We start from the raw sequence: 25,625 nt of genomic DNA, 5'->3' as shown, positions 1-25,625 counted from the left end.
TTATTGTCCTTTATCGCCTGAAATGATTTCGATATTACCGCTTACTTCCTTCTCCTTCTTAACGGCCGCTTTCACTCGTCTAAAATTATTATTTCCTAAGAATATATTTTTAGTCTCGGCCCCGCTTAATTTCAAATAGGTAACGGTTCCTATAACCGGGAAAGCATTGTACAGGAACAGATCAGATACATTAGTGATATCAATTACAGCCGCATTGGCATGAGGTTTATTGCTTTTTAAACCATCCACAATTAAATTATTCACCTTTAATGCCTTTATCGATGCACCTAATTCGGTATTCACCGTTACGTTATGAAACTCAATATTACTGGAATTTTGAATAGAAAAACCAGTTTTGGCATCCATATTAATATCATTGAAGGTAATATTATCGATAGGCATTTCTTCTAAACCATTTAGATAACCTGCCTGATTAACCTGACCGGTGATATTGCTGAAATGGATATTTCTAAAGACAGGCGTTCGATCAGAAACAGCTTCCACATTTGTTTTTGAATACTGCATATCCAGTACAATAGCCTGATCTTTAATGTTTTTCATGATAATGTTGCTCACTCTGATCTCTTCAACAACACCACCTCTTCCACGTGCTGTTTTAATACGGATGCCCCTATCCGTTCCATCGAAGACACAGTTCGAGATGGCTATTTTACGCACATCGCCCGACATTTCACTACCAATAACCACTCCCCCATGACCCGATAACATGGTACAATTTGTAATCACATAATTTTCTGCAGGAACAGCCATTTTTCTTCCAGGGGCATCTTTCCCCGATTTGATGGTAATACAGTCATCGCCTACACTGATGTGGCAATCTGAAATGTGCACATTTTTACAAGATTCAGGATTAATACCGTCTGTATTCGGCGAATGCGGGTTGTTGATGGTAACGGCATGGACTTTAACATTTTCGCAGAATTCTGGATTGATCGTCCAGAAAGGCGAATTGCGAATGGTTATGCCATCAATCAATACATTTTTACAGAACATGGGTTGTATAAACGGCGGGCGAAGAAAGCCACGTTTCATCTGCTTAGGATCATCTGGCAAAATAATATCTTTGTTTAAGCCCTCAAAAGTAGTTTGCCATTTAGAACGCGCTTGCCCTTCTTTATAACCTTCTACAAAATCCCACCATTTTTTTCCATGCCCATCAATAATCCCCCTACCAATAATGGAGATATTTTCTACTTTATAGGCATAAAACAAAGGCGAGAAACTGGTTACATCTACTCCTTCGTAACGGCTTTTCACCATGGGTAAATAATCGTCAAAATTATCGCTGAAATGCAACTCAGCACCGGCATCAATCAATATGGTGATGTTGCTTTTTAAATGTATAGCGCCAGTTAGGTATTTTCCGGCGGGAAAATAAACTGTTCCACCACCCGCTTTTGATGCCGCTTCTATCGCATTTTTTATTGCTGTCGTTACCAGTTCACTGCTGTCGTTTTTTGCACCGTATTTGATTACGTTGTAATAAGACTGGGCTTTTGCAGTTAAACCCATACCAAAAGCAAGGATAAAAATTAAAGCTTTAATAATATTGATGGAATGTTTCATTTGGTTATATTTTATTGTTTTTTCGTCATTGCCAGGCACGAAGCAATCTTACTACTATCGCTAGGCATAATAACTAACGCTTTAGGATTGCTTCGTGCCTCGCAATGAGAATCAGTTTAGTCCATTTTAAGTCCACATCGTCCTCGTTTGTAACGAGGATGCGTGAGAATGGCGATTTCATCGCCTCTTGATCAATTTTACTCCTGTCTGTGAAGACACAGACCAAGGTATTCATTAATTCATCTGTACCTTTAAAGGCTTTAAATCCTTCCCTTTGTAAATTTCTTTACCATCTGCAAACACCAACAATCCTTTGCCTTTATTATATTTTTTTCCGGTTTTATCCCACAAAATAGTCAATGTTTTATGGTGATACGAAACTTGATCTAATATGAACCAATCCCATTGATTTTTAGGTATTAATGGAAATATCTCAAGCACATTATCCTGACGTGGTTTTATTCCGATCAGGTCATTAATAATCAAATCATTAAAAGTAGAATGATTGTAAAAACTGCTCCTTGGATTATCACCTTTTAACCATTCCCCTGTTTTCTCATCCTGATATTCACCGATGTAAGGTTTTCCGTTTTTGACATGGGATGCCGCATACTGGTGCAGTTCCTGATAAAAGACTTCGGCAGTCATTTTACCCTGTTTTTTATAATTGGTTAACAGATTGGCCAGTCCTTTTAATGTTTGTGAGCTGGCAAAAGGCCAAAGCGCTCCATCCCATTCGCAACTGTGCCCTGTTCCCCTTGTTCTAAATGTTGGGTTTCTTCTTTCAGCCGTGGTTAGGCCCCATGGCGCTTTAAATCCGGCTGTATCCAATAACTGATCCCAGGCTTTTGCATATTTTGACTGATCATCAGGTAAGTTAAATTCCCACGGCGTAAAACCGATGGCTTCTCTAACATCCGATGAACCTCCTTTGGCTTTTCTTGTTTCGAAAAACAAGGAAGCAGCATTCCATAAACTATCCTGAACCAGCTTTTTAAGTACAGTTGCTTTGTTTTTATATTTATCGGCTAAGGTTTTATCGCCTAAAAGAAGCGCAATCTTATCCAAAGCCAAGGCATTGCCATACATATAGCTGTTTATAGTTGGCCGTTGGTTCTGGTCTTTACGTGAACCGCTAATCGATTCTTCCATGCCATCCTTAACATCATGTTGCCAGAAAAGGCCGTTTTTAAGCTGCCTTTCGGCTTCCCATTTGCCATAATCTTTATCCAGCGCAGGCAAAATTTCTTTTAAAAATACTTGATCAGGCTGCACCAGATAATTCTGATAAACTGCATCGTCTACCCAGCTGCTAAATTGATGGAAACGTTGTTTGGTCTGGCCAACATCAGCATGGTAAAGCCAGAATTTGATATAATCTTTTAAATAACTATTATCCTTTAACCATCTGCCTTCGTAAATATGGTGACCTAGTGCGCAGCTAATGGAATTGTACTTCCCTGCATGTTTAACCGGTTCGATAAACTCAGTAAAGATAAACCCCTCGGGCGTTTTAACCAGGTGTTTACGGTATGTCCACCAGCGGTAATAGTAGTTTTGCTCCAATACCGAATCGGGACATTCGAATAAAGGCGCCTGCTCAGCTAACCATGTAAAGGCTTCAGCATTGGGCACATAGTTTTTCACGGCTTCTGTGTCGATCGAATTGAAATATGTCACATATTTCTTCAATTTCTCGGTTCCCAGAATTGATTTCTGCTGTGCAAAGCCTGTGATTGTCAATACAGACAATGCTGCTACTGCAATTAAGTTTCTTGTATTCATCATTATTCAAATAACCAATCGATGTCTTTTCCTCTACCATCTAAACCTGCATTAAAAATCCGCAGTTCCTGTTTGTCATCAATAAATCCCAAAACCAGGCAGGCCCCTTTACCTAAATTTAATGTATGTGTACCTGCAGGGAAAGAATAAGCATGAACATTTACCGGAGGAAAGCCATAAGGTACTAAGGCATTTGATATTTTAATCTCCGATTGACCATAATTGTTGGCGCTAGCATCTGTTTCTAACTGTGGAGGAGCAAGATATTGAGCATCTTTCTGATTAAAAAAGCCTATCAGTAATTTCACAGGTACTTTGGTCCTGAATTTAATATCTGTCCCAATTTTAATCTGCTTTTCTTTTGCCAGTTTAATTCCTTTTAAACCCACCAACTGTGCTGCAACTTCTTTAATCTTAATTGCAGTATCTGCAAAAAGCGGTGCATCTTTGGCTATCACATAACTTTCTGTTTCGTTTAAGACTTTAACGTCAGCAGTTCTATAAGGCACAATTGCGGCAACTGTTCCCTGTTTTATCGACTTCAGTGAATCAATACTATGTTTAAAATGATCAAGTTCTTTATTAAAAACCGGCAACATCTCTTTCCAATGGATAAAAGTTTTATCTACACCTCGCATCGGGATTTTCCGTTGTTTGGTTTGCATGCTATTGGCGTACAGGTAACTGTTTTCCGTCAATTTAACCAGTTTAGCATAATGATCTACACTGTTTTGGAGAAAAGGTAATGCCTGCTCTAAATCAGCTACCTGATTCGAATTTTTATACCGCAGTATCCACAGGGCTGCCTTAACTTTTTCGGCATAAAAATTAGCCATTTCATCATAACAATAGATATCATTTCTAAGTCGCTTAAACTCTGCAGTATCCTTTGTTACGCTGGGTGCAGCCTCATTAATAGATTGAATGGCTTTTTTGCCATGTTCAATTACTTCGCGTGCCACCTGAACCGGGGTTTCTCCAATATGGCCTTGTTTCTTCCACTCTTTTTCGGCGTATTCGATAATCATTTCGCCTTCTGGGGCTTCAGATTCGTACATTAACGTAAACAACCCATAACGGAACGGATTAATGAGCTGAGTCATCAACATGCCCAGGGTCAGTGTTTGTCGGTTGCCATCGGTAATGCCATACCTGCGCAAAAGTTTGGGTGATATCTCACCAGATTCTTCATAAGCATTCAGAATAGCTTTACCCCCGGTTAAATCAGCACCATATTTATTGGCCAGCTCATTTCCCCAATAGTTAATTTCTCCACTACGGTCTCTTTGCGAATTCCACGAATATCTTGCCCATTCCTTATACCAGATCCAATCTCGGTCTACCTCCAATAGTCTGCCTTTTACCTCGTCTGCCGAATAAGGCCAATCCCAATAACTTGCTTGAGGATATAAATGCAAGCCTTTTGCACCATAAATCTTGTTCATCGCCTGAACTGATTTCTGGATAAAGTCTGCCGAACCATAACGAAAGGGCTCCAGATTAGCTAAAATATGGACATTTGAAATATTAATAGTACCAATAGCGGCTAATTTCCTGTTTAAATCGGCCCATGCCCCACGTGGTGTGTAAGTGGTTAAAGCCTCGCCGTTAAACTTATTTTCGGTATATAAATTTTTATATAACGGTAAAGCGGCTTTCATCACACTTGGCGCATCAGTATCGTGTGCACGAAGTACAATCGGCGGTTCTTCCTTAATCCCAGCGGCCTTTAATCCATCTTTCACTCCGGGAATAATTGTTTTGGTAAACCAATCAATGTCATCCTGCCCCACACCTTCCATTGCTTCGCCCAAAGCCACCATTAAGCCTACATTGGGATATTTTTCTACAAATGAGGCGATCGATTTACGGGTATAATCAGCAATTAAAGGAATAATCGGACGGTTTCTGTCTTGTGTTTTTAAGCCGTGTTTATCGGCAAATGGTTTTGGAATAATAATATTGTAAAACATCTGGATCACCCAGATGCCGCGTTTATCAGCTTCCTTAGTCAAAAACTGGAAGATTTCTTCATTCTTTTTTAAAGTCGCATCATCCACCTCTACTGCATAAGGATAATCTTTTAAGCGCAGCAGCGATGAAAAAGGATGTCCGTTCCATAAATAAAGCGAATTATAGCGGTTTTCGACCATCATATCCAGGTATTTGATCCATAATGCCTTATCGTAAAGCCAGGGAAAAGTTTCCGGGGTGTAAGGATACTCATAAACATCGTGGCCAGGCAGATAATCTGGTTTTTGCAGACCAATACAAGTACCTCTTAATACCATTTCAGGCTGGTCGGAAAGCGCGAGCTGCGCAGGTAATTTACCACTACCCTTGATTTGATCTGCGAGTTCTATGCAGCCATATAAGGCACCCGATGCATCGTTGCCGATTATATAAAGCGCCCCGTTTTTTCCGGTATAAATATGAAAGCCCTCTTTTTGGGTCGTTGAAATCTTATTTTTAATCGCTGCTGGAAGATTATTGATAAAAAGTTTATCCGAAAATACACCAATCGCAATTGCGTTATAAGTAGTGCTAAGTTTGTCTTTTTGTTCAATTTTTGTTGAGTAATTCAGCTTAGCTAAGGCTTTTGATAACTTTTCGGCACCAAAACGCACACGAATATGATTTTCCGTAGAAATTACAATTGTTTTCGGCACCCGAACACTGGCATTAGAAAATGATATCGATAGAAAATAACAGGAAATAAAAATCAGAAAATTTCTCATTCAAATTGGCTCTAATAACAAAACCTATTTTCTAGGTTTTTGTGCAATATTTGGTTAATATTTATTTTTAAATATAAATGTAATATTCAAATATAAGTAATAATACCGAATGGCTTTGTAAAATTTATGCAAGGTAAGGCCATTGGAATATCCAGAATGGCGTATGACAATATCTGTTAATATTTAGACAAGAAGATAAAATTTTTAACCAACAATATTTATTTTATTTGTATCCGTATTCTAATCAATTATAATTTATAATCATATACATGTTTTCACTAAAAAACAAAAAAGCCGTAGTTACAGGCGGGGGAAGTGGCATAGGAAAAGCTATTGCTACCATTTTAGCTAAACAGGGCGCTGAGGTGCACATCATCGAATTGGGAACAGAACACGCCCAGGATACTTTAGATGAAATTAAAACAAATGGTGGAGAAGCATTCAGTTATGGATGTGATGTTTCAGACCATAATGCTGTTCACGAGGTTTTTAAACAGATTGGAAATATCAATATCCTGATTAATAACGCAGGCATTGCACATATTGGCAAAGCTGATACTACAGATGAAGCCGACTTTGACCGTGTAATGCGCGTTAACGTGAAAGGCGTTTATAACTGTTTACACGCAGCCATTCCACAGATCCGTTTATCTGGCGGAGGTGTAATTATCAATATGGCTTCAATAGCTGCATTAATTGGCCTTCCAGACCGTTTCGTTTATAGTGCAGCAAAAGGTGCTGTAAAAGCAATCACCATGAGTGTAGCGAAAGATTATATTGGCGAAAACATCAGGTGTAATTCAATTTCGCCAGCAAGGGTTCATACCCCATTTGTTGATGGCTTTTTACAGAAAAACTATCCGGATAATATCCCCGAAATGTTCGAAAAGTTATCTAAAACACAACCCATTGGCAGAATGGCTAAACCAGAAGAAGTTGGTGCCCTGGCTTTATACCTATGTAGCGATGAAGCCTCATTTATTACAGGTTGCGATTACCCGATTGACGGTGGATTTACTACCTTGAACAATTAATAAATATTTTCAAATACAATAAAGCATTTTAGAATGAAATTAATACGATTTGGCGAAGCCGGAGCTGAAAAACCTGGGGTAATTATAAACGATAATTATTTCGATGTTTCTGCATTGGTTAAAGATTATAATGAAGAATTTTTTGGTGGCGATGGTTTAGAGAAATTAAAGGCTGCAATTGCATCGGCTGATTTGCCACAGGTTGATAAAAGTGTACGCCTTGGTCCTGCCCTGGCCCGTCCTTCTAAAATTATCTGTGTGGGCCTAAACTATAAAGACCATGCTGCAGAAACCAACGCGCCTATTCCAACAGAGCCAATTTTGTTTTTCAAAGCTACTTCTGCTATTGTTGGACCAAACGATGACCTGATCATTCCAAAAAACAGTAAAAAAACCGACTGGGAAGTGGAATTGGCGATTGTGATCGGCAAAAAAGCAAGTTATGTTGCTGAAGAAAATGCTTTGGACCATATTGCTGGTTATGTTTTGCATAACGATTATAGTGAGCGCGAGTTCCAGATCGAAAGAAACGGACAATGGGTAAAAGGAAAAAGTTGCGATACCTTCGCACCTATCGGGCCATTTATCGCTACTCAGGATGAAATTGCCGATGTGCACAATCTTCGTCTTTGGTTAACGGTGAACGGAAAAACCTTGCAGGATGGCAATACCTCAAATCTGATTTTCAATGTTCCGTTCATGATTGCTTACATCAGCCAGTTTATGACACTTTTACCAGGCGATGTAATTACGACTGGAACACCTGCTGGCGTAGGCTTAGGTCAAAAACCTGAACCTTGGTATTTAAAACCTGGTGATGTGGTAGAACTGGGCATCGATGGCTTAGGCTCGAGCAAGCAAACTGTTAAAGCCTACAGTGGAAACTAATATGAAAAGATACTGTTTAACACTCGATCTCGTAAACGATGAAAGGCTGATAGAAGAGTACAAGCAGTATCATCAGTCGGTTTGGCCCGAGATCAAAGAAAGTATTACTTCATCTGGCATTGATGATCTGGAAATCTATTTATTAGGAAACAGGCTGTTTATGATTATGGAAGTGAATGAAAGTTTTTCTTTTGAGGAAAAATCGAAAGCCGATTTAGCCAATCCAAAAGTGCAGGAATGGGAAAATTTAATGTGGAAATTCCAGCAGGCATTACCAGGTTCGAAACCAGGAGAGAAATGGATCCTGATGGATCAGATATTTAAACTTTAAATTGCTTTTTTATGATTGATACACACGTACATTTTTGGAATTTCGACCCGGTTAGAGATAGCTGGATAAATGAAGATATGTTTGCCATCCGTAATGATTTTTCTCCAAAAGATCTTACAGCGGTTTATCAAGATCTTCAAATTACAGGATGTATTGCTGTACAGGCTAGCCAATCGGAAGAAGAAAACCATTTCCTGTTATCGCTGGCAGAACAAAATGAAATTGTAAAAGGGATTGTGGGATGGGTAGATTTACTCGATCCAAATTTAGACGAACGCTTAACTTACTGGAGCAATTTCAAAAAGATTAAGGGCTGGCGACATGTTTTACAAGCCGAAAATGCCGATTTTATCCTGAACAAAAAGTTTATTGCTGGCATTAATCTTTTAAAAAAATACAGTTACACTTACGATTTATTGTGTTATCACAATCAATTAGCTGATATTATCAAAATGGTTGATCAAATCCCCGATCAACCATTTGTATTAGACCATTGTGGCAAACCGGATGTTAAAAGTCAGGATTTGACCGCATGGGCAACAAATATTAAAATATTGGCTTCTAACCGAAATGTGCGTTGCAAGGTATCGGGCTTATTGGCCGAGGCTGATTGGAAAAACTGGACTGAAAAAGAGCTTTTTAATTGCTTTGATGTGGTGTTTGAACATTTTGGTCCTGAAAGGGTTATGTATGGTAGCGATTGGCCGGTAATGCTGATCAGCAGGCCTTATCAGGACTGGTTTAATTTAGTTGCAAAGTACACAGAGCAATTCTCTGCAGCTGAACGTAAACTAATCTTTAGCGATAATGCTAAGGTTTTTTATGGAGTTTAGTTTTATGAAACGGCCGTCATCTCCTTTGGAACGCAGTGGAATGGAGAGATCTATTGTGCATGAAAGACCCTGAAATAAATTCAGGATGATGATGTGCTGGAATGATCATCTCGACTTGACCATAACAAAATGGAGAAATCTTTGAATCTGTCATGTCAGTTTAAACAGATTTCTCGACTTCGCCGCACTCCGCTCGAAATGACGGATTAAGCTTTATAGCTAACGCTCGTTTAAAACGATCATGTAATAGCATCTCGTATTTTACAATATAATTGTAAGTATACCTAACATAAAACGATAATTACAAAACAGCAGATAGAGCAGGATGGAAAATATAATATAAAATATTAGTTTTCGCTTTCTAAAATAGATCTGACCATTACAATATTTAAATATGAGTAAAAAGATTACATTCCCTTACAATTCTCAATTCCCTTCTGTAGCCGACTTAAGAAAAAAGGCAAAATCAAGGATTCCTAAATTTGCTTTTGACTACCTTGAGGGCGGTTGTAATGAGGGGCTTAATTTATCACGGAACGAGAGCGACTTCGACAATATTTACCTTAAGCCGAATTATTTACGTGTTGGTGGAGATATCGACATGTCGATTGAATTATTTGGCTGTCGTTACAGCGCTCCATTTGGGGTATCTCCGATTGGCTTGCAAGGTTTGATGTGGCCTAATGCACCCGAAATTTTAGCTAAGGCTGCCGCTAAAGCCGATATTCCTTATACATTAAGCACCGTATCTACCAGTAGTATCGAACGGATTGCCGAAGTATCTGAAGGAAAAGCATGGTTTCAATTGTACCACCCTACCGAGAATAGCTTGAGAGATGATATCTTAAATCGCTTAAAAGCTGTCGAATGCCCGGTATTAGTGGTTTTGGTAGATGTACCTGCATTTGGTTTGCGATATAAAGAAATTAAGAGTGGATTATCCATTCCACCAAAAATGTCTATCAATAACATCTTGCAGGCTTTTGCCCGTCCGCTATGGGGAATTAAAACCCTGCAACATGGAATTCCATCATTTGCTACCTTAAAGCCTTATATGGAAAAAGGAATGGACATGTCGCAACTGGGGCAGTTCATGAACAAAACATTTACGGGTAAGGTTGATATTGAAAAGGTTGCAGCCATTCGTGATCTTTGGAAAGGACCTTTAGTACTGAAGGGAATTGCGACTGATGAAGATATGCAGGCTGCTATCCAGATCGGTGCCGATGGTGTGATTGTTTCCAATCATGGTGGCAGACAAATTGATGCAGGCGAATCCTCAATCAATTCACTGATCAAATTGGCGAACAATCCACTATACAAATCAAAATTGAAGATCATGTTGGATGGTGGTATCCGTTCAGGCGTCGATTTAGCAAGAGCACATGCAGTTGGATCTGAATTCAACTTTATGGGCCGGCCTTTTATGTATGGAGTTGGTGCTTTAGGTAATGAAGGAGGCGATCATACCATCAATATGTTCAAAACCCATTTATACCAGATCATGCAACAATTAACCATTGAGAAAATTACACAATTTCCTGATCGGTTATTAAACCCTTAAAGCGGAATTTGCATTAAAATAAGAGGTTGTATCATAAACATAGTTTCTTCCGAAATTTGTCACGTTGAGCCTGTCGAAATGCCGTAACGGTGTTATAGCAGGTCCTTCGACAAGCTCAGGATGACAATTCTATATTTATGATACAACCCCTTAGCGTTATTTCAAAAACTTGTATGTTGTACTTGTTCTATAAGTTTCACCTGGTTTAAGCACTGTCGATGCAAAATTTGCATGATTTGGTGCATCAGGAAAATGTTGTGTTTCTAAGCAAAAAGCAGAACGGTGAGGATATGATTTTCCACCTTTACCATCCTTATCAGCCCCCGTTAAAAAGTTGCCGCTATAAAACTGCAGGCCTGGTTCAACCGTATAAACTTCCATCGTTATTCCTGTAACCGGACTTTTAATGGTTGCAATAGCCGTTTTGCCATCATGGTGGGTCAATACAAAATTGTGATCGTAACCTTTACCGAATTTTAACTGCTGATCATTTTCTTCGATCGATTTTCCGATGGTTTTCGCTTTGTTGAAATCGAAAGCTGTTCCAGCTACAGGCTGCAATTTACCTGTCGGGATAAGGGTAGAATCTACTGGTGTGTAAGCATTTGCATTAATCGTCACTTCATGATCCAAAATTGTGTTGTTTCCCTCACCATTTAGGTTAAAATAAGCATGATTGGTTAAATTTACAACAGTCGCTTTATCAGTAGTAGCTAAATAATCAATCTGTAAAGCATTATCATCAGTTAAGGTATAAGTTACCTTCACATCTAGTTTCCCCGGATAACCTGCTTCGCCATCATTTGAAACATAACTCAACTCTAATTTTTGTCCATCCAATTGTTTAGCATCCCAAACTTTCGAGAAAAAGCCATCTGTACCACCGTGTAAGGTATTCACGCCATCGTTAAGCTGTAAAGTATATTCTTTCCCATCCAGGCTAAATTTACCTTTACCAATACGGTTTCCGTATCTGCCAATTAACGCACCAAAAAACGGTTCGCCTTTTTTGCGGTACGCGCCTATGCTATCGTAACCTAAAACTACATCTGTTAACTTATTATTTTTATCGGGTACCAAAAGTGAAACTACCCGTCCGCCATAATTGGTAATAGAAACCGAAGCACCTTGTTTATTTTTTAAAGTATAAAGCTTCACACTTTTCCCATCAATAGTAGTGGTATATTTTAACGAATCAGTTTGCTCGGCTGTTTGTGTCTCTTTATCTGATTTTTGGTTACAAGAAGTAAAAGCAACAGCTAAACACAATGTAGCGAAGGGCAAGGCCTTAAGAAATATTTTTTTCATGGATTAAAAATTTGAGGAAGCAGACCTGCAATTGCACACAAAATTAGATACGGCTTCATATTGATTTATTTTTGGTTAAGGCTAATGTAGGAAAAAATTATTAACGTTAAAGTAACGATTATACTTATTTTTTCATAATATCGGTGAGGATTCTCAACAGTAAAAAAAATCACATAATTTAGCAGCCATATGCATAATTTAAATTTCAGACCAAAGGCTTTTCTTTTTGATTTGAACGGCACTATGATTAATGATATGGAATACCATTCCTTGGCCTGGTACAGCATCATGACGGAAGATTTAGGCGCCAAACTTGATTACGAAAACGTAAAAAAAGAAATGTATGGTAAAAACCACGAAGTTTTAGAACGCGTTTTTGGAAAAGATAAATTTAACGCCGAAGAAATAGAACGCCTTTCTATTGATAAAGAAAAGCGTTATCAGGAAGGCTACATGCCGCATTTAGCGCTGATTGAAGGGCTGGATCATTTTTTAGAACGCGCAAAAGAGGCAAACATTCCAATGGCGATCGGATCTGCTGCGATACCTTTTAATATAGATTTTGTAGTAGATGGATTGAATATCCGTCGTTATTTGGATGCAATAGTGAGTGCAGATGATGTAAAAACAAGTAAGCCAGATCCCGAAACTTTTCTAAAGGCAGCGGCAGCATTAAATGTTGCACCGGCAGATTGTCTGGTTTTTGAAGACGCACCAAAGGGTGTAGAATCGGCCTTAAATGCAGGTATGCCCTGCATTGTATTAACCACAACACATACTATCGAAGAATTTGAAGGTTATCCGAATATCTTAAGTTATATTTCAGATTATAACGATGCTAAATTAAATACGCTATTTTAACATGGGAAAATATTTAAATCAAAAACCTGTTCTTGTTGCAGTAGACTGCATTATTTTTGGTTATGACGGCGATCAGCTAAAACTTTTGGTGATAAAAAGGGCAATAGAACCCGTAAAGGATAAGTGGAGTTTGATGGGTGGTTTTATCGGTGAACATGAAGATCTTGATGGTGCCGCCAAAAGGATTTTATTGGAATTAACAGGATTGCACGATGTTTACCTGGAGCAACTTCATGCTTATGGTAGTCCAGACCGGGATCCTATCGAACGTACGGTTTCGGTAGTCTACTTTGCACTGATCGATATCAATAAATATAGTAAACAGATCAATGATCAGTACCATGCCGAATGGTTTAAGCTAAAAGAAGTTCCCGAATTAATTTTCGACCACGATATAATGGTTAAGGCCGCTATGGATAAAATCCGTTATCAGGCAGCCCTCCACCCTATTTTATTTGAGCTTTTACCAAAACGGTTTACTATACCGCAATTGCAGGCTTTATACGAGCAGGTTTATGATTCGCCGATAGATAACCGAAACTTTATCCGTAAGATAACAGCCAGTGGATTATTGATTAAACAAGCCGATAAGGACAAATCGAGTTCGCGCCGTGGAGCCTTTTATTTTAAATTGGATAAAAACAAACACAAAGCGCAGTTCCAGTCTTTTCTTAATTTTATCCCAAAAACGAGCGAATAAGCAATGATTTGAGAAAATGTAACTCTATTGAAAATAAATTTTAAAGTTCTTTCTGGGCTGACGAAATTTAAAATCAACCAGTTAGAGGCGCCAATTTTACATGAACTAAAAAACAATAAAAACATTTTCAAAAAATGTTTGCAAGAAAAAGATAAATCCCTATATTTGCACCTCCTTAAACAAAGGGAAATGATTCCGTAGCTCAGCTGGTAGAGCATTACACTTTTAATGTAGTGGTCCTGGGTTCGAATCCCAGCGGGATCACTTCTTGGGACAAGTTAGATAAATCTAAACTTGTCCCATTTTTTTTGCCCTTCAAATGCTTGTGAATGAGGGATATAAGTTCGAAAACCTGGTTAACTCTTTTGGTTCGAAACCCAAATCCATCAAATATTACTTTTTCCGGGTAGATCGAACCAATTATTTTTCTTTTACACACTACGTCACCTTCCTGATATAGCTTAGTGAGCTTTGACAGCACCATAAGCCTATCATCCAACAAGGGCCTTATATTTTCATTCTTCGTTTTATGCGATGATATCTGAATTTCTAACCGATTGATTTTCGATTCAAGATCTACTTTAAGCAGCCTAAATTCACCGGGGTCTAAATGACCATCGAGCAGTAACTCCCTTGCTTTATTAAGCCTGGTCGTGGTTTCTTCCAGTTTATTCCTATAGCCTTTAATCTCATGTTGATTAAAAGCCGTCTTCCCTCTATAGCATTCTAAAATAAGTTCCTTAAAGAGGATAAGCTCACCAGTCGAAAAATCATATTTCGCAATTTCATTGACCATTTTTTCATGAACAACCTCAGCCTTATACCTTGCTCCACATTCTGAACTACAGTGATAATAATGATAATACTGAGTACGTCCTTTTGAACCGCTGCCGGTTAACAACCTTTCGCAAAGGGGGCATTTTAAAAAACCACGTAAGGGCAGTTTTGCATCGATAGGCGTTTTTACACGCTGTTTCTTTTTACGACCGTTTAAAACATCCTGCACATTTAGGAATAATTCTTCTGAAATCAATGGCTCATGCAATCCATCAACCAATTCTTCAGGTTCATCTTTATATTTAGGAACTACAATTTTCCCATAATACAATGGATTGCGGATTGCTACCCAAAAGTTGTTTTTACTACACCTTTCAATGGGATTCAGCCATCGCTAGGCATACCATTAATGATCGTCTCCGCTGCCAGCCCCCTCATGACAGTAAATGCAGCTCAAATTACAGCCGGCCATGCCTTGCCGGACCAACCGGTGGTTTTGGGATTTTTGGGAACATCTCCAGAATGGAACGGTGTCTGGCAATTGACGTCAGATGGCCGGATAATCAACCCGTATTATCCCAATCTTGTGATCGGTGTTTTGAACGGAGAGCACACTTGTGTAGTGAATCGGGATAATACCGATGATACTCAGATTTGGAATATCGTTGCTGCCCAAAATAGTAATAACAATTTTACGATAACTAATAAGGTGACGGGAATGTATTGGACAGCGCCGTCTCCACAATATATTGGGTATGATGGTGGGCAGGATGAATATTCCGCCGCTATAACATTAGAAGCAGCACTTGGAAATGATGGCCAGAACTGGATCTTTTTACCGGCCGCAAAAATGCCCGGCAATAGCTTCTACCTCATCTCTGCAATGGAGGGAGAAGGTAAACCGGGAGAAGGTAAATCTCCTTATGCCATTTCTTCCGCGACAACAGGCACCATTACTAATAACATTTATCTTGAAAACTGGCAGCCAGGTCTTCCTGCACAATTGTGGTCCTTTAGACCAGATGGTTCCATCGTTCAAAGTACAGATGTCCACAACTACAATCCGCTGGTGTTAACTGCAACGGGCAATACGTCAAGCACTGATGTCGCAGCGATATTCTGGTCTCCACTTAACAGTACGCCTGCTCCTACAAATCAATCCTGGATCTATAAAAACGAGATGCTGGCACTCATTGACAACAGCGTAAGCGTTAATGCAAACAGCTTTCAGACAGGATCAGATGTACCTTTATTGGCTTGGCCCATAACACCAGGGCAGACAAATTCCGAATGGTACATTTTCCCTGAACAGAGTGTACTTACAAACAGTTGGTTTTATCTGAAGACCCTTACAGGTGAAACGCCTGCAGATTCCACGTACGTACTGACAGCGGCCGGTGATATTGCCGGTTCTGCTGTAGTGATAGATGAACAGCAGCCAGATGCCTTGAATCAATTATGGTGCATAACAGTTGACGGAAATATCGTTAATGCTGCAGCTCCGTCACTTTTTCTTTCAGCTGTAGCCGGCGAGTCTTCTTGCCTTAAGGCACTTGGTGCGAGTGGATGTACTCAGAACTGGTATATTACGCCAAACGGCATGTTGATTTCAGGTACATCAACGAATCTTCAATATCTGAATGTACAGTCTGCACTCAAAACTCTGGATGGCGGTGAAGTCCTCACTGTTGGATGGGGAGGTTCTAGCCCGCTATGGGAACCTATTGTTTACGAGCCGTTTCCCCTGGGTCAATGGTTTACCATCAGCTGTGCTATAGCCGTCCCGGGTGTACCAGAAACGCCATACCTTCTAACAGCCAATGATGACTGGCAGACAGTAACCGCCACTCCACCCCTGGGCGGATATCAGGTTCCGGATGGAATTGCTGCTATAAGCCAATTGTGGCGATTTAATCTCAATGGAACCTTAATAAGCGCAGTAAACCCAAATCTCAGCTTGAGCGCTAATGGTACAGGAGCGGCTCTTGTCTTACAACCGCTTCAATCGGCTAACCCAAACCAGCAATGGGAATGGGGATATTCCCAGAGAAATACACTAGGAAAGACCGGAAGGCAATACGGCATATTGCAAAACCTTGGTTTCCCTGGGCAAAATGCAGGCATTTGTTTCAACAGTGCTAATGCGGAGGTAACCCTCCAGGTTCAGAGTGGCGTAGCTGATATCGAGACTACGCTATGGGCAGTCGCTGCATTTGCACCAGCTTTCAACCGATCAACAACAATCAATAATTTAGGCGAGGGCGAAGGAGGTTCGCTTTTCCTGTCCATTTTGGGCTTAACTGAGCGGGTAAGCGTTGGCGAACGTGGGGCTGATCCGGCAACTTCGACTTGGGAGTTTGTTTATCCGGGATATATCGTCAGTGCAGCTAATGAAGAAATCGTCCTTGGCATTGGAGTTAACCAAGACCAATCTTCTTTAAGCCAGCCACAATTCACGGATGAAGTGGTACCATATCTAAAACAGCCGGGCTATCAGCCTTTTCAGCTATGGTCGATGACACAGGAAGGTCTTATTATTAATAAGCTAACCGGAAAGGCTCTGACAGTAACAACATCCGAGTCTGACACCAAGGTATGCCTCACAGAACTTAACCGAAAGGATAGCTCACTATCACAACTTTGGGATTTCTCTCCTGGCTTCGCATTGCAGAACCTTATTGTTCAGCCTATTACAGGGTATCCGCAAGGGGGCTCCGGCAGTGACTTTAACATTATTTACGAATATATTAGTCAACAACTAGGCCTGTCAAATGGCATCAGGACGCAATATTACAATCTCTCGGCACCCCTCTCAAGCTATCAAATACAGTTAAATGTATTGACCATACCCGACACCGGGATTTCCCCTGAAGATTGGACGATCACCCTTGCTCAGATTAATAAGGAGCTTACTGCAGCGTGCGCAGTCCAGTCTTTGTTCCAACAGATCACGAACTTTCATGCAGATCTGACACAGGCACAGTCTATCGCGCTGTCCGAAGCGATTACTGCCGCGGCACTTCCGGATTTATCCCAAACTAAGATCAAACCGAAGAAGAAGCATAAATGGATCACCGACCTTGTAGAAGGCGTAGTTTACACCGCGCTGAATTTTGCCGGTGATATGATGACCGCCGACGCAGATGCTCCTGCTATGAAAAAGATAGTCAAGCATGGTTTGCCCGCAGTTGCCAACCTTTTTGAGACCGGCCTGAATACCGCTATGGATGGGTTCGGCGGTAACTCATCTAATCAACAGACATCAAAAAACCTTATAAAACTTCAATCATTTCTCAATAATGTATACAATTATGAACTTTCTGTATTGCAGCTTCAACAAACATTATTGAGTATCTTCAATGCAACAGGCAGTGCCCTTGGCCAGATTGAATCGATCATTCTGCGTGATTGGGAAAAACTTCAGGCATTCTATAAGATGATCATTGATACGGGGAGGCTTTCCTCTCTTTTCTGGCCGTCAACAATGGGGCCAATGGAAGTCGGGCAGATGTTGTCGGAATATAGGCTCGGCGTATTACAGACCCTAATGCCTGCGAATACAACTTTCAAAGTCACTGCTAAAATGTTTACCAATTTTGCGCGTAGTCAACCTGCCGGTCTTCAAAATAACGGATTAACATTCATCGAAAACAACGCTGACAGAACACAAAATATCTATACAACTACGGCTAATCAGCAGGTCATGGATATGCTTTGGGCCAACGGTGAAAATCCTGTAAACTTCTTTAGAAATCTAAATGGCTGGGCCTTACCGTATATCTACCAGGTTTCTGTAGCCCCAGGGTTAGCACCACTTAGCGAATTAACAGCAGCAGTTATCGTAACAATACATAATTTTACTGATCAGTCCCTAACCCTTATACTTACCCTTAATTCCCTTATCGGCTCTAGGGAATCCTTTCAGTCAAATACGTCTACTTCTCTTACCGAACGATCTCTTGAACCCTACGGTGTCCAGCATTTTGCCGGGGCTTGCTGGCAATACGAAGTTCCTAACGGCGGACCGTCAAATTGGCGTTATATCACTACTGCTTTACAAGGCAATGTTGAAATCACGAAAAATCATGAGGTAATAAGTACTCTTTATGTTAATAATTCCTATAATTCAAATGGGAACTCTAATGATCCAGCTACCTATGAATGGACTATTATCACGCAAAACGCAGCATATGAAGTTTCAATTAAACAAGAGCCGGCTAACTCCGGTATGTGCCTTCATAACATTTTCATCTCTGTTGCCGAATCGTAAGTAAACCCAATAAAATAAATAATAGAACCAAATAAAATTGCCCCGGGTGTTGGTGTTCAAATTTTGGATATCAATATTTGGGGTATTTTTCTTAAATATCCCCCCTTTTTACCTAGCACACCTACCAACTTCCCAAAAAGTGAAAAATGTTTTTTAGGAAAAGAAAATTTAACCGACTTTCCAAGGACAAGAATCAGTTGGTGCTAGATTGTGTATATTAGACTTAATCACCTTCATCGCGGATCTATTTGCGGTTTCATTTCACGTTTAGTATTATTTGTGAATGTTGAGAAATTTGCACCTCTGATTAGATTATAGAGAACAAAGGTATTTGCACAAATGGCTTTAATCCTGCCAAATAAATTGAACTTTTTACAACACAATTGGAAAAATTCAGAATACTATTATATCTTTACTTACCATGCCAGAAAATTACACATATAAAATAATCAAAGTTCTATCAATTATTTCAAAGGTATAAATGGCGATTTAGAACCCAACATGCAAAGGAAATATAACTTTATAAAATTAGAGAAAGTAAATCTTACAAATTTCTCCCTTTATACCAAACAAGGAAAAACTTACCAGGTAAATGAAGTTATAAACAAAGGTGTTTATTGCTTAGCTGGAGCTAATGGATTAGGCAAGACAACATTTTTAAATGCTATTAATTATGGTTTGACAGGTATAATTTTAGATCCGCACAGGGGTATTCTTTCTCCATCAGAAATTGAATCTGAGAATAAAGTTTTTGCAGATCAATATTTCACCGGCCGAATTCAAAAAGCAGATTTAAAAGATGCATCTATCGAAATAACCTTTTCTGTAAACAAGAAATTTTTTCGAATTGTACGTGGCTTTATAAACAGAGATGAACTGAAAGCTTTTGAGATTTTCAGTATCAATAAAGACAAAATTGCAGTTTCGTTATTAGACACTAAAGCCAAAAGCCCAAAGCAGCTAAATGAGTTATATAAAGAGCATTTAGTCTCAGAAGTAGGCTTTACTGATTTCGACTATTTTGTTTTTTATCAACTGTATATTTTGACTTTTGATGAAACCAGACGCATGATTTTTTGGGATGACAGAGCATCGTATAATGCATTGTCAATTGCTTTTAACTCAGACCCAGCTGAAGCTGTTCAGGTGTCCGAATTGGCACGTAGAATTGATAAATATGAGTCCAATGGAAGGAACGCTAGATGGCAGGCAACCCAAATCAAAAATAAAATTGACGAATTAACCCAAAAGATATCAAAGAAGAAACCAAAAAATATTGAAGTTCTTGAAAAAGAATATAACAAACTTTTTGATGATCTTAAAGAATATGAAAATTCGTTAAAAAATAATAAGATTGAATTTGACGCCATGCTTAGAAAGCAAAGCTATATAAACTCAGAAATTATGCAGCTTAGATCTGAACATACAAAGCTTTTTTCTCGATATTCTAAGCCTAGGTCTAAGTTGCTTGAAAGTGCAAACGTCATTCTTTCTTTAAAAAAACAAGAGTGCTGTATTTGTGGTGCGCACGGCAATTATGTTGTAGAAGCTATTGAAAAAACTATTCATAAGGACGCATGTCCCCTATGCAAAACAGCAATTGATATCACTGACAGTAAAGAGCAAGGTGAACTGTTAAAAGTGATTGAGAAAAATGACATTGCTATTTCCGAAAAAAATGAAGAATTACAAAGGTTGTTTCAAGAAATAGATTTCAAAAGAATTTTAGTAGAAAAATTCGAAATTGAAGTAGAAACACTTACAAAAAAAATAACAGAATTTGACGAAGATTATCCTGATCTAAGATTCAATAAAACTGGAGATGAACAAGCTGATAATTTGATCTCTCAATTTCAAAATCAATTTGATCATTACGATACGGAATCCAAAAATGCCTATAAGCAAAGAGACAAACTCAAGCCTCAATATGAGAAATTATTGAAAAATGTTGAGATAGCATATAAAGAAGGTGAAAAGGTTTTTGTTCCTATTTTTAAGCGATTAGCCAAGAGCTTTATCGGTTACGAATTGGAAATAAACCCAAAACGAGATTCTAAAACAATAAAACTGATTTTGGAATTAAAAGATTCGGCAAGAACACAGGCTTCTCAGCTTTCTGAAAGCCAGCGTTTTTTTCTTGACATAGCGCTTCGCATGTCTCTTTTAATATATCTTTCTAAACCACAAAGCCCCGGAACAATGTTTATTGACACACCAGAAGGGTCTTTAGACATAGCATATGAAAGCAGAGTTGGGACGATGTTTGCAGAATTTGCTACAAGATATAATCAGAACATGTTTATGACAGCAAACATTAATGCATCACAGCTTTTAATTTCATTGGCCGAAAAATGCGGTAAAAACAATATGACATTTAGAAGGATGTTAGAATGGACAGATTTATCAATTGTCCAAAAAGAGGGAGAAAAATTATTTCAGAAGGTTTACAATGATATTGAAAAGGCATTAAATAAAGGCAAATGATAACAACACAATTATTACCTGAAGCTTTCTATGATAGTTTGTCGTTAGCTCATAAATTGGATAATTATTTAGACGGTTTTAAACGGCATGAAATTCAACTTTTTTCCTATTTCGCATCAATTTTATATTTATATAGTGGAAAGCCAATCGCGACCTGGGAGTATCGGTATATCGTTGTAGACGGTTTTCCATTTGCGGATACAATCAACGAAGCGATCACAAGACATTTAGCAAACGGTAATTTTGAGGAGAACGATGATTTTCTTACATTATCCGGGAGAGGAACTGATGAGTTCCAAAAGTTTACAAAACTGTCGATGTTTTCACCACGGGAGAGGTTTTTAGATGCTGCTTGCACTGCGAGCATATTAGTGCCATATTCTAAAACGGTCAAAAGTTTATTAAGCCAACCTGAGATAAAAGAAATTGGACAATTAAACAAGCGGTCTTGGCTTGAGCAAATGAACATATATCCGAAATTTCAAGAGATAAGTGAATCGTTAGGCGTGCATACTGATGATTTGTTGCTTCCTGCTGTAACGTGGATCAATTATTTAGGGGTTAACGAGAAAGAAGAATTTTAACATGGAAGAAAAAATAAGACTGGACAATATTTCCACTCACTATACATTTAAAATCTTCAAATCATTTGATAATAATCCTTTGAGCTTGAAGGCATTAGAAGTTATAACTAAGTCGCTCAAAGAATTATATCGGTTTTTTGAACCTGCATTTTTTACGGGTAACTTTTTTCTATATAAGCACTTTAACGATGAATTTTTATATTCGAAAACAACGGGCGAGTTACTATATGATCGTAATATTTTAATCAATAAAACCGCTGGAGATTTTGCTATTCAAATATTCGAGACAGGAGAAACATATATTTGGTATAATATAGATAAAACTAAAATTTATGAAGCTGAAAACACGCTGACATATCATTTCACTTCGGATCAGGACAGCTACATTGCCAAAGGGTCCGAAATCAAGGTTGCAAGTGAAGGAAAAGGGAGTAACTACGCTCCGTATTTTGTTAATTTGTCTAAAGCTCTCATAGCTTTTAAACACGAAAGGGTTTTTCGCTCAACTTGCCCGACTTTTCGCAAATCATGGAACGATCCTAAATATATTGCTTTCGCAGGGGAAGGTTCTGGTAATAATGCTCCTGAAAAATATATTCAGGAATCTCTTCATGAATTCCTTCGAACGCAGGAATCTTTAAGAGGCATTGCTTTCGAATGTTCAAGAGAACATAATTTTGATTCAGATAAACCAAAGCCTGTAGACGTTAGGATGTTATGGCGAGAAGCAAATAGGCATGCGCTAATTGAAATAAAGTACACTGGCCTTGTAATAAATAAAAACTCGGGAAAAAGTCGATTTCATCCTGATCAAGCAACCTTTGATGATGGATATTTCCAGGTTAAAGGTTATTATGATAGTGCTCTAAAAGACCATCCAACTACAATAGCAAAAGCCCTTTTAGTCGTTATTGATGGGCGTCGATCTAAAGTAAATAAATCTACTCAAACGGTAAATGAAGTTGATGGGATGTTTTACAAAGATGTAGAGGTAGAAATTTCAGCAGATAAGCGATATTATCAAGATAATCCTGCTTTTGAAAAGCCAATACGTATGTTTGCGGCACCAATTACTAATTAGTATAAATGATTAATAAACTTAACGATGATTTTGCACTGAAGAATGGTGGTTTTTCAGATTATGGTGATACAGTAAAACTGGCTCGGCATCGCTGGTATTATTATAAAGAAGGCTTTTCTCCTTTATTAGTAGAAAAGGCAATAGAGTCGGTGGGAATGAGACCAGAAGATTATGTGATTGATCCCTTCAATGGAAGTGGTACAACAACTCTTTCGGCAGCTGTGAAGGGTTATAATTCAATAGGGATAGAAGTCAACCCTTTCACTTCTTTCTTATCTGACGCAAAGCTTAAATCAGCAAACCTTATAGAACTCGAGAATTGGCTTTCGACTATCTTAGTAGCAGCAAATAAAACCCTAAAATCCCCCTTATTAGGTTTTTCCACTTTTTCTCAAACGCCAAAATTAGAGAAATGGCTTTTCAATGATAGTGTCTTAAATGCATTTGAAGGTGGGTGGATTTCAGCATCACAAATACCTTCATACAATTTAAGAAAATTGATGAAGCTTGCGCTAATAAATTCAGCTATGGATAATTGTAACGCAACAAGAGATGGAAAATGTCTCCGTTACAGACCATCATGGACATCACAACATTTTGACAAAGAATCATTTATAAGTTCTCTCATTAAGAATATCAATATAATCAAATCAGACATTGAAACTCAGCAGATTTTAGCAAAATCCACAATTATAAATGGGGATGCACGCAAGGTGCTTTCAAATGATAATTTGCCTGCCAATTTTCGACTATGTATTACTTCTCCTCCATATTTAAATACATTTGATTATACTGATATTTATCGCCCAGAATTATTTTTAGGTAAATTCATCAAAAATAATCCAGAACTGTATAAATTAAGGTTAACTACAGTAAGATCGCATGTTCAAGCTAAATGGGATATGCCAATTTCAAATGATTTTGGATTACTATATCAGCAGGCTATGAGCCACCTGGCTGCAAACCCAACTGGTTTAATGCATAAAAATATTCCTGTTATGGTCCAGGCATATTTCGAAGATATGCTCAACATATTAAAGCTTTTAAGAAACAAGGCAGCAAAAGATGCAGAGCTGTGGTTAGTTGTTTCTAACTCTGCTTATGCCGATATGGAGATTCCTGTTGATCTAATTATTGGGGAACTCGGAACCAGAGCCGGATGGTTTTTAAAAGAAATTGGAGTTATGAGGTATATTCATCGCAGAAAAACCAAACACAGTCCAAATGTTAATAGCCTTAGAGAAAGTGTTGTCATATTTACTGCTAGTAAAATACACCGATAGTTAAAGTGTTTAAGGCAAGCACCAAATAGTAAAAAAACGTAATGCTAACAATAGATCAACAGGATTTCTACAACAGGTGGTTACAGAAGGCTGACGATATTACTACCGTAGATGTCTCCAGTTTAATTGATAAGTATGTGGCATTATTTATTAATTACAACTTCTTGTACAATATTTTACCGATTAGGAAATCACAGGAGACTGGCAACAAAAGAGAAAAAATCGGCGATAGAGCGGGTGCCACTTCATTTACAATGGAGTTCGTGGGTGCAGAAGTAATTGGTGCTTATTTAACAAAGCAAGACCTTGACCATCAGATAGAATTATTATGTCAGGCTATGCCTTATTTTAATATCGAAATTGATAAAGGAAAGCCGCAACCCCGTCGTGATCAACAACTAATGAAAGGTCTACAATCTCCAGACCAAAATTTAAAAATTTTAACATTAATGAAAACGCTTTACGCGATTCGATGTAATATTGTTCATGGTGAAAAAGGACTGAATCAGTATCAGGAACTCCTCCTACTCCCTGCTATAAAGTTATTAAGGGCTATTGTTGTCCGCGTTTACGAGAGGTTGGACATTTAATTAATATACCTTAAATTAAAAAGGAAGTCATAATTAATTTTGCACAAATGGAAACAGAATTTGCTAATCAGTTGATAAGTTTGCAATTAAACCTAAATCAGCAGCTAAATGGTTCGAGTTTTGTACCAACAGGTTCACAAAAATCCTCCAACAAATTTGGAGGATTTTTTGTTTAAAAGGATTTCGTTATGCTAAAATCCTGAACAGCCATTTATTAGTGAGATGAATTCGTTATCTGATAATTGTCTGGTGCACGGCTGGGACTGAACGAGCTGAAGCATCTGATAAATGGAATCAAGGGGTTGTCTTAGTCTTGCTCCTTGCCAGTGCTGCTCCGACACAGCGCTAGACCAACAATACCTTAGGATAACTTTTCTTTACCTTTCATTTAGCGATTGTGAACACGCTGATCTAATGCGACGCAAATCTTTGACCTACCTGAGTTACCCCAGAACTACTACTCAACCGAAGTAAGTGCAAAGCAGTATACAAGCAAGTCCCAAGGCCTGGCTGGAAGGTGGCCTTAACGTGGGGTAAAGGTGGATTTTGGAATATTTCTTTTTGGAATTTTAATCAGATCGATTAGTTGGGTTATCGTCCTTTTCTGATTATCCTAATATACTAAAATTATAGTAAAACGGGCAAAAAAGCAGCGCAATTTGGTACGGACAGCAGAAATGCAGCTTATACTTGTCTGCCCTGTTTTATGTGGATATAAAAAACTTAAATGGCAATCAAATTTTAATGGATGCTTCTGTGTATGCCTCAACTTTTTTAATCATGAAGTTACCGAAGCATTTCTCAATGATTACTTTTTTTCTGAAAACCATTTCGCAACTCAACCCCGCCTGACTGGCTTCTAAAGTCGATCTGTTTTCTTTTGTTATTATGGTTTTGAATTTTTTATGATGTAAAACAAAGAATGGC

20 protein-coding genes and 1 tRNA gene are annotated in these 25,625 nt (G+C 38.5%); 15 read left to right on the top strand and 6 right to left on the bottom strand.

Annotation, left to right across the window (positions count from 1 at the left end; all coding sequences use genetic code 11):
* From ACN9MR_RS09565 to ACN9MR_RS09555, 3 genes are all read right to left on the bottom strand, one after another.
* Positions 1-1,587 carry a glycoside hydrolase family 28 protein gene (locus ACN9MR_RS09565; protein WP_426329474.1) on the bottom strand — a complete coding sequence of 529 codons (1,587 nt, stop codon included), beginning with the start codon at positions 1,585-1,587 and terminating at the stop codon, positions 1-3.
* A gap of 234 nt (positions 1,588-1,821) precedes the next feature.
* Positions 1,822-3,375 carry an MGH1-like glycoside hydrolase domain-containing protein gene (locus ACN9MR_RS09560; protein WP_426329473.1) on the bottom strand — a complete coding sequence of 518 codons (1,554 nt, stop codon included), beginning with the start codon at positions 3,373-3,375 and terminating at the stop codon, positions 1,822-1,824.
* Positions 3,375-6,110, bottom strand: coding sequence for an alpha-d-galacturonidase (locus ACN9MR_RS09555; RefSeq protein ID WP_426329472.1), 2,736 nt, complete (start codon positions 6,108-6,110; stop codon positions 3,375-3,377). The genes ACN9MR_RS09560 and ACN9MR_RS09555 overlap by 1 nt, the downstream gene beginning before the upstream one ends.
* Positions 6,111-6,379: 269 nt before the next feature.
* Here ACN9MR_RS09555 and ACN9MR_RS09550 point away from each other — a divergent pair, with 269 nt between their 5' ends.
* From ACN9MR_RS09550 to ACN9MR_RS09530, 5 genes are all read left to right on the top strand, one after another.
* Positions 6,380-7,144 carry an SDR family NAD(P)-dependent oxidoreductase gene (locus tag ACN9MR_RS09550; protein ID WP_426329471.1) on the top strand — a complete coding sequence of 255 codons (765 nt, stop codon included), beginning with the start codon at positions 6,380-6,382 and terminating at the stop codon, positions 7,142-7,144.
* Positions 7,145-7,177: 33 nt separating this feature from the next.
* Positions 7,178-8,032 (top strand): fumarylacetoacetate hydrolase family protein, encoded by an 855-nt coding sequence (locus ACN9MR_RS09545; RefSeq protein ID WP_426329470.1) that lies wholly within the window; start codon positions 7,178-7,180, stop codon positions 8,030-8,032.
* A gap of 1 nt (position 8,033) precedes the next feature.
* Positions 8,034-8,363, top strand: coding sequence for an L-rhamnose mutarotase (locus ACN9MR_RS09540; RefSeq protein ID WP_426329469.1), 330 nt, complete (start codon positions 8,034-8,036; stop codon positions 8,361-8,363).
* 11 nt (positions 8,364-8,374) lie between these two features.
* Positions 8,375-9,196, top strand: coding sequence for an amidohydrolase family protein (locus ACN9MR_RS09535; RefSeq protein ID WP_426329468.1), 822 nt, complete (start codon positions 8,375-8,377; stop codon positions 9,194-9,196).
* A gap of 394 nt (positions 9,197-9,590) precedes the next feature.
* Complete coding sequence (locus ACN9MR_RS09530; RefSeq protein WP_426329467.1) at positions 9,591-10,760, top strand: alpha-hydroxy acid oxidase; 1,170 nt, start codon at positions 9,591-9,593, stop codon at positions 10,758-10,760.
* Positions 10,761-10,916: 156 nt separating this feature from the next.
* Here ACN9MR_RS09530 and ACN9MR_RS09525 read toward each other — a convergent pair whose 3' ends face one another.
* Entirely contained in the window at positions 10,917-12,068 is a 1,152-nt protein-coding gene (locus ACN9MR_RS09525) for an aldose epimerase family protein (RefSeq protein WP_426329466.1), read from the bottom strand.
* 189 nt (positions 12,069-12,257) lie between these two features.
* Between ACN9MR_RS09525 and ACN9MR_RS09520 the strand changes: the two genes are divergently transcribed.
* From ACN9MR_RS09520 to ACN9MR_RS09510, 3 genes are all read left to right on the top strand, one after another.
* A complete protein-coding gene (locus ACN9MR_RS09520; protein WP_426329465.1) occupies positions 12,258-12,929 on the top strand; it encodes an HAD family hydrolase in 672 nt (223 codons plus the stop codon).
* A gap of 1 nt (position 12,930) precedes the next feature.
* The gene (locus ACN9MR_RS09515) at positions 12,931-13,629 is read left to right on the top strand and encodes an NUDIX hydrolase (RefSeq protein ID WP_215127090.1); all 699 of its coding nucleotides are present in this window, start codon (positions 12,931-12,933) and stop codon (positions 13,627-13,629) included.
* A 191-nt stretch (positions 13,630-13,820) separates the two neighbouring features.
* Positions 13,821-13,893: transfer RNA gene (locus tag ACN9MR_RS09510), tRNA-Lys, on the top strand.
* Here the strand turns inward: ACN9MR_RS09510 and ACN9MR_RS09505 are convergent.
* Positions 13,847-14,737, bottom strand: coding sequence for a recombinase family protein (locus ACN9MR_RS09505; protein WP_426330223.1), 891 nt, complete (start codon positions 14,735-14,737; stop codon positions 13,847-13,849). The two genes, ACN9MR_RS09510 and ACN9MR_RS09505, sit on opposite strands and share 47 nt — an antisense overlap.
* On the opposite strand from ACN9MR_RS09505, the gene ACN9MR_RS09500 reads away from it, so the two are divergent.
* The 7 genes from ACN9MR_RS09500 (at position 14,669) to ACN9MR_RS09470 (ending at position 24,874) form a co-directional block, all read left to right on the top strand.
* Positions 14,669-18,676 carry a hypothetical protein gene (locus ACN9MR_RS09500; RefSeq protein WP_426329464.1) on the top strand — a complete coding sequence of 1,336 codons (4,008 nt, stop codon included), beginning with the start codon at positions 14,669-14,671 and terminating at the stop codon, positions 18,674-18,676. The genes ACN9MR_RS09505 and ACN9MR_RS09500 overlap by 69 nt on opposite strands.
* 501 nt (positions 18,677-19,177) lie before the next feature.
* The gene (locus ACN9MR_RS09495; protein WP_426329463.1) at positions 19,178-21,160 is read left to right on the top strand and encodes a hypothetical protein; all 1,983 of its coding nucleotides are present in this window, start codon (positions 19,178-19,180) and stop codon (positions 21,158-21,160) included.
* Positions 21,157-21,744, top strand: coding sequence for a hypothetical protein (locus ACN9MR_RS09490; protein WP_426329462.1), 588 nt, complete (start codon positions 21,157-21,159; stop codon positions 21,742-21,744). Before ACN9MR_RS09495 ends, ACN9MR_RS09490 begins: the two co-directional genes overlap by 4 nt.
* A 1-nt stretch (position 21,745) precedes the next feature.
* Positions 21,746-22,825, top strand: coding sequence for a hypothetical protein (locus ACN9MR_RS09485; RefSeq protein WP_426329461.1), 1,080 nt, complete (start codon positions 21,746-21,748; stop codon positions 22,823-22,825).
* A 5-nt stretch (positions 22,826-22,830) separates the two neighbouring features.
* Positions 22,831-24,108, top strand: coding sequence for a DNA methyltransferase (locus ACN9MR_RS09480; RefSeq protein WP_426329460.1), 1,278 nt, complete (start codon positions 22,831-22,833; stop codon positions 24,106-24,108).
* Positions 24,109-24,149: 41 nt separating this feature from the next.
* Complete coding sequence (locus tag ACN9MR_RS09475; RefSeq protein ID WP_426329459.1) at positions 24,150-24,698, top strand: hypothetical protein; 549 nt, start codon at positions 24,150-24,152, stop codon at positions 24,696-24,698.
* 47 nt (positions 24,699-24,745) lie between these two features.
* The gene (locus ACN9MR_RS09470; protein WP_426329458.1) at positions 24,746-24,874 is read left to right on the top strand and encodes a hypothetical protein; all 129 of its coding nucleotides are present in this window, start codon (positions 24,746-24,748) and stop codon (positions 24,872-24,874) included.
* A 558-nt stretch (positions 24,875-25,432) separates the two neighbouring features.
* On the opposite strand, the gene ACN9MR_RS09465 is transcribed toward ACN9MR_RS09470, so the two are convergent.
* Positions 25,433-25,585 carry a DNA-3-methyladenine glycosylase I gene (locus ACN9MR_RS09465; RefSeq protein WP_426330222.1) on the bottom strand — a complete coding sequence of 51 codons (153 nt, stop codon included), beginning with the start codon at positions 25,583-25,585 and terminating at the stop codon, positions 25,433-25,435.
* Between the last annotated feature and the right edge of the window lie 40 nt (positions 25,586-25,625).

Source organism: Pedobacter sp. R-06 (assembly GCF_049913135.1).
In the GTDB taxonomy this organism is placed as follows: Bacteria; Bacteroidota; Bacteroidia; order Sphingobacteriales; family Sphingobacteriaceae; genus Pedobacter.
The sequence above is the reverse complement of the archived record's forward strand: the minus strand, read 5'-3'. Positions and strand labels throughout refer to the sequence as shown.

What these genes read in the sequence shown, in the direction of transcription:
- ACN9MR_RS09565 (WP_426329474.1), bottom strand. Translation starts at nt 1,587, where the DNA reads ATGAAACATTCCATCAATATTATTAAAGCTTTAATTTTTATCCTTGCT.
- ACN9MR_RS09560 (WP_426329473.1), bottom strand. Translation starts at nt 3,375, where the DNA reads ATGATGAATACAAGAAACTTAATTGCAGTAGCAGCATTGTCTGTATTG.
- ACN9MR_RS09555 (WP_426329472.1), bottom strand. Translation starts at nt 6,110, where the DNA reads ATGAGAAATTTTCTGATTTTTATTTCCTGTTATTTTCTATCGATATCA.
- ACN9MR_RS09550 (WP_426329471.1), top strand. Translation starts at nt 6,380, where the DNA reads ATGTTTTCACTAAAAAACAAAAAAGCCGTAGTTACAGGCGGGGGAAGT.
- ACN9MR_RS09545 (WP_426329470.1), top strand. Translation starts at nt 7,178, where the DNA reads ATGAAATTAATACGATTTGGCGAAGCCGGAGCTGAAAAACCTGGGGTA.
- ACN9MR_RS09540 (WP_426329469.1), top strand. Translation starts at nt 8,034, where the DNA reads ATGAAAAGATACTGTTTAACACTCGATCTCGTAAACGATGAAAGGCTG.
- ACN9MR_RS09535 (WP_426329468.1), top strand. Translation starts at nt 8,375, where the DNA reads ATGATTGATACACACGTACATTTTTGGAATTTCGACCCGGTTAGAGAT.
- ACN9MR_RS09530 (WP_426329467.1), top strand. Translation starts at nt 9,591, where the DNA reads ATGAGTAAAAAGATTACATTCCCTTACAATTCTCAATTCCCTTCTGTA.
- ACN9MR_RS09525 (WP_426329466.1), bottom strand. Translation starts at nt 12,068, where the DNA reads ATGAAAAAAATATTTCTTAAGGCCTTGCCCTTCGCTACATTGTGTTTA.
- ACN9MR_RS09520 (WP_426329465.1), top strand. Translation starts at nt 12,258, where the DNA reads ATGCATAATTTAAATTTCAGACCAAAGGCTTTTCTTTTTGATTTGAAC.
- ACN9MR_RS09515 (WP_215127090.1), top strand. Translation starts at nt 12,931, where the DNA reads ATGGGAAAATATTTAAATCAAAAACCTGTTCTTGTTGCAGTAGACTGC.
- ACN9MR_RS09500 (WP_426329464.1), top strand. Translation starts at nt 14,669, where the DNA reads ATGCAATCCATCAACCAATTCTTCAGGTTCATCTTTATATTTAGGAAC.
- ACN9MR_RS09495 (WP_426329463.1), top strand. Translation starts at nt 19,178, where the DNA reads ATGCAAAGGAAATATAACTTTATAAAATTAGAGAAAGTAAATCTTACA.
- ACN9MR_RS09490 (WP_426329462.1), top strand. Translation starts at nt 21,157, where the DNA reads ATGATAACAACACAATTATTACCTGAAGCTTTCTATGATAGTTTGTCG.
- ACN9MR_RS09485 (WP_426329461.1), top strand. Translation starts at nt 21,746, where the DNA reads ATGGAAGAAAAAATAAGACTGGACAATATTTCCACTCACTATACATTT.
- ACN9MR_RS09480 (WP_426329460.1), top strand. Translation starts at nt 22,831, where the DNA reads ATGATTAATAAACTTAACGATGATTTTGCACTGAAGAATGGTGGTTTT.
- ACN9MR_RS09475 (WP_426329459.1), top strand. Translation starts at nt 24,150, where the DNA reads ATGCTAACAATAGATCAACAGGATTTCTACAACAGGTGGTTACAGAAG.
- ACN9MR_RS09470 (WP_426329458.1), top strand. Translation starts at nt 24,746, where the DNA reads ATGGAAACAGAATTTGCTAATCAGTTGATAAGTTTGCAATTAAACCTA.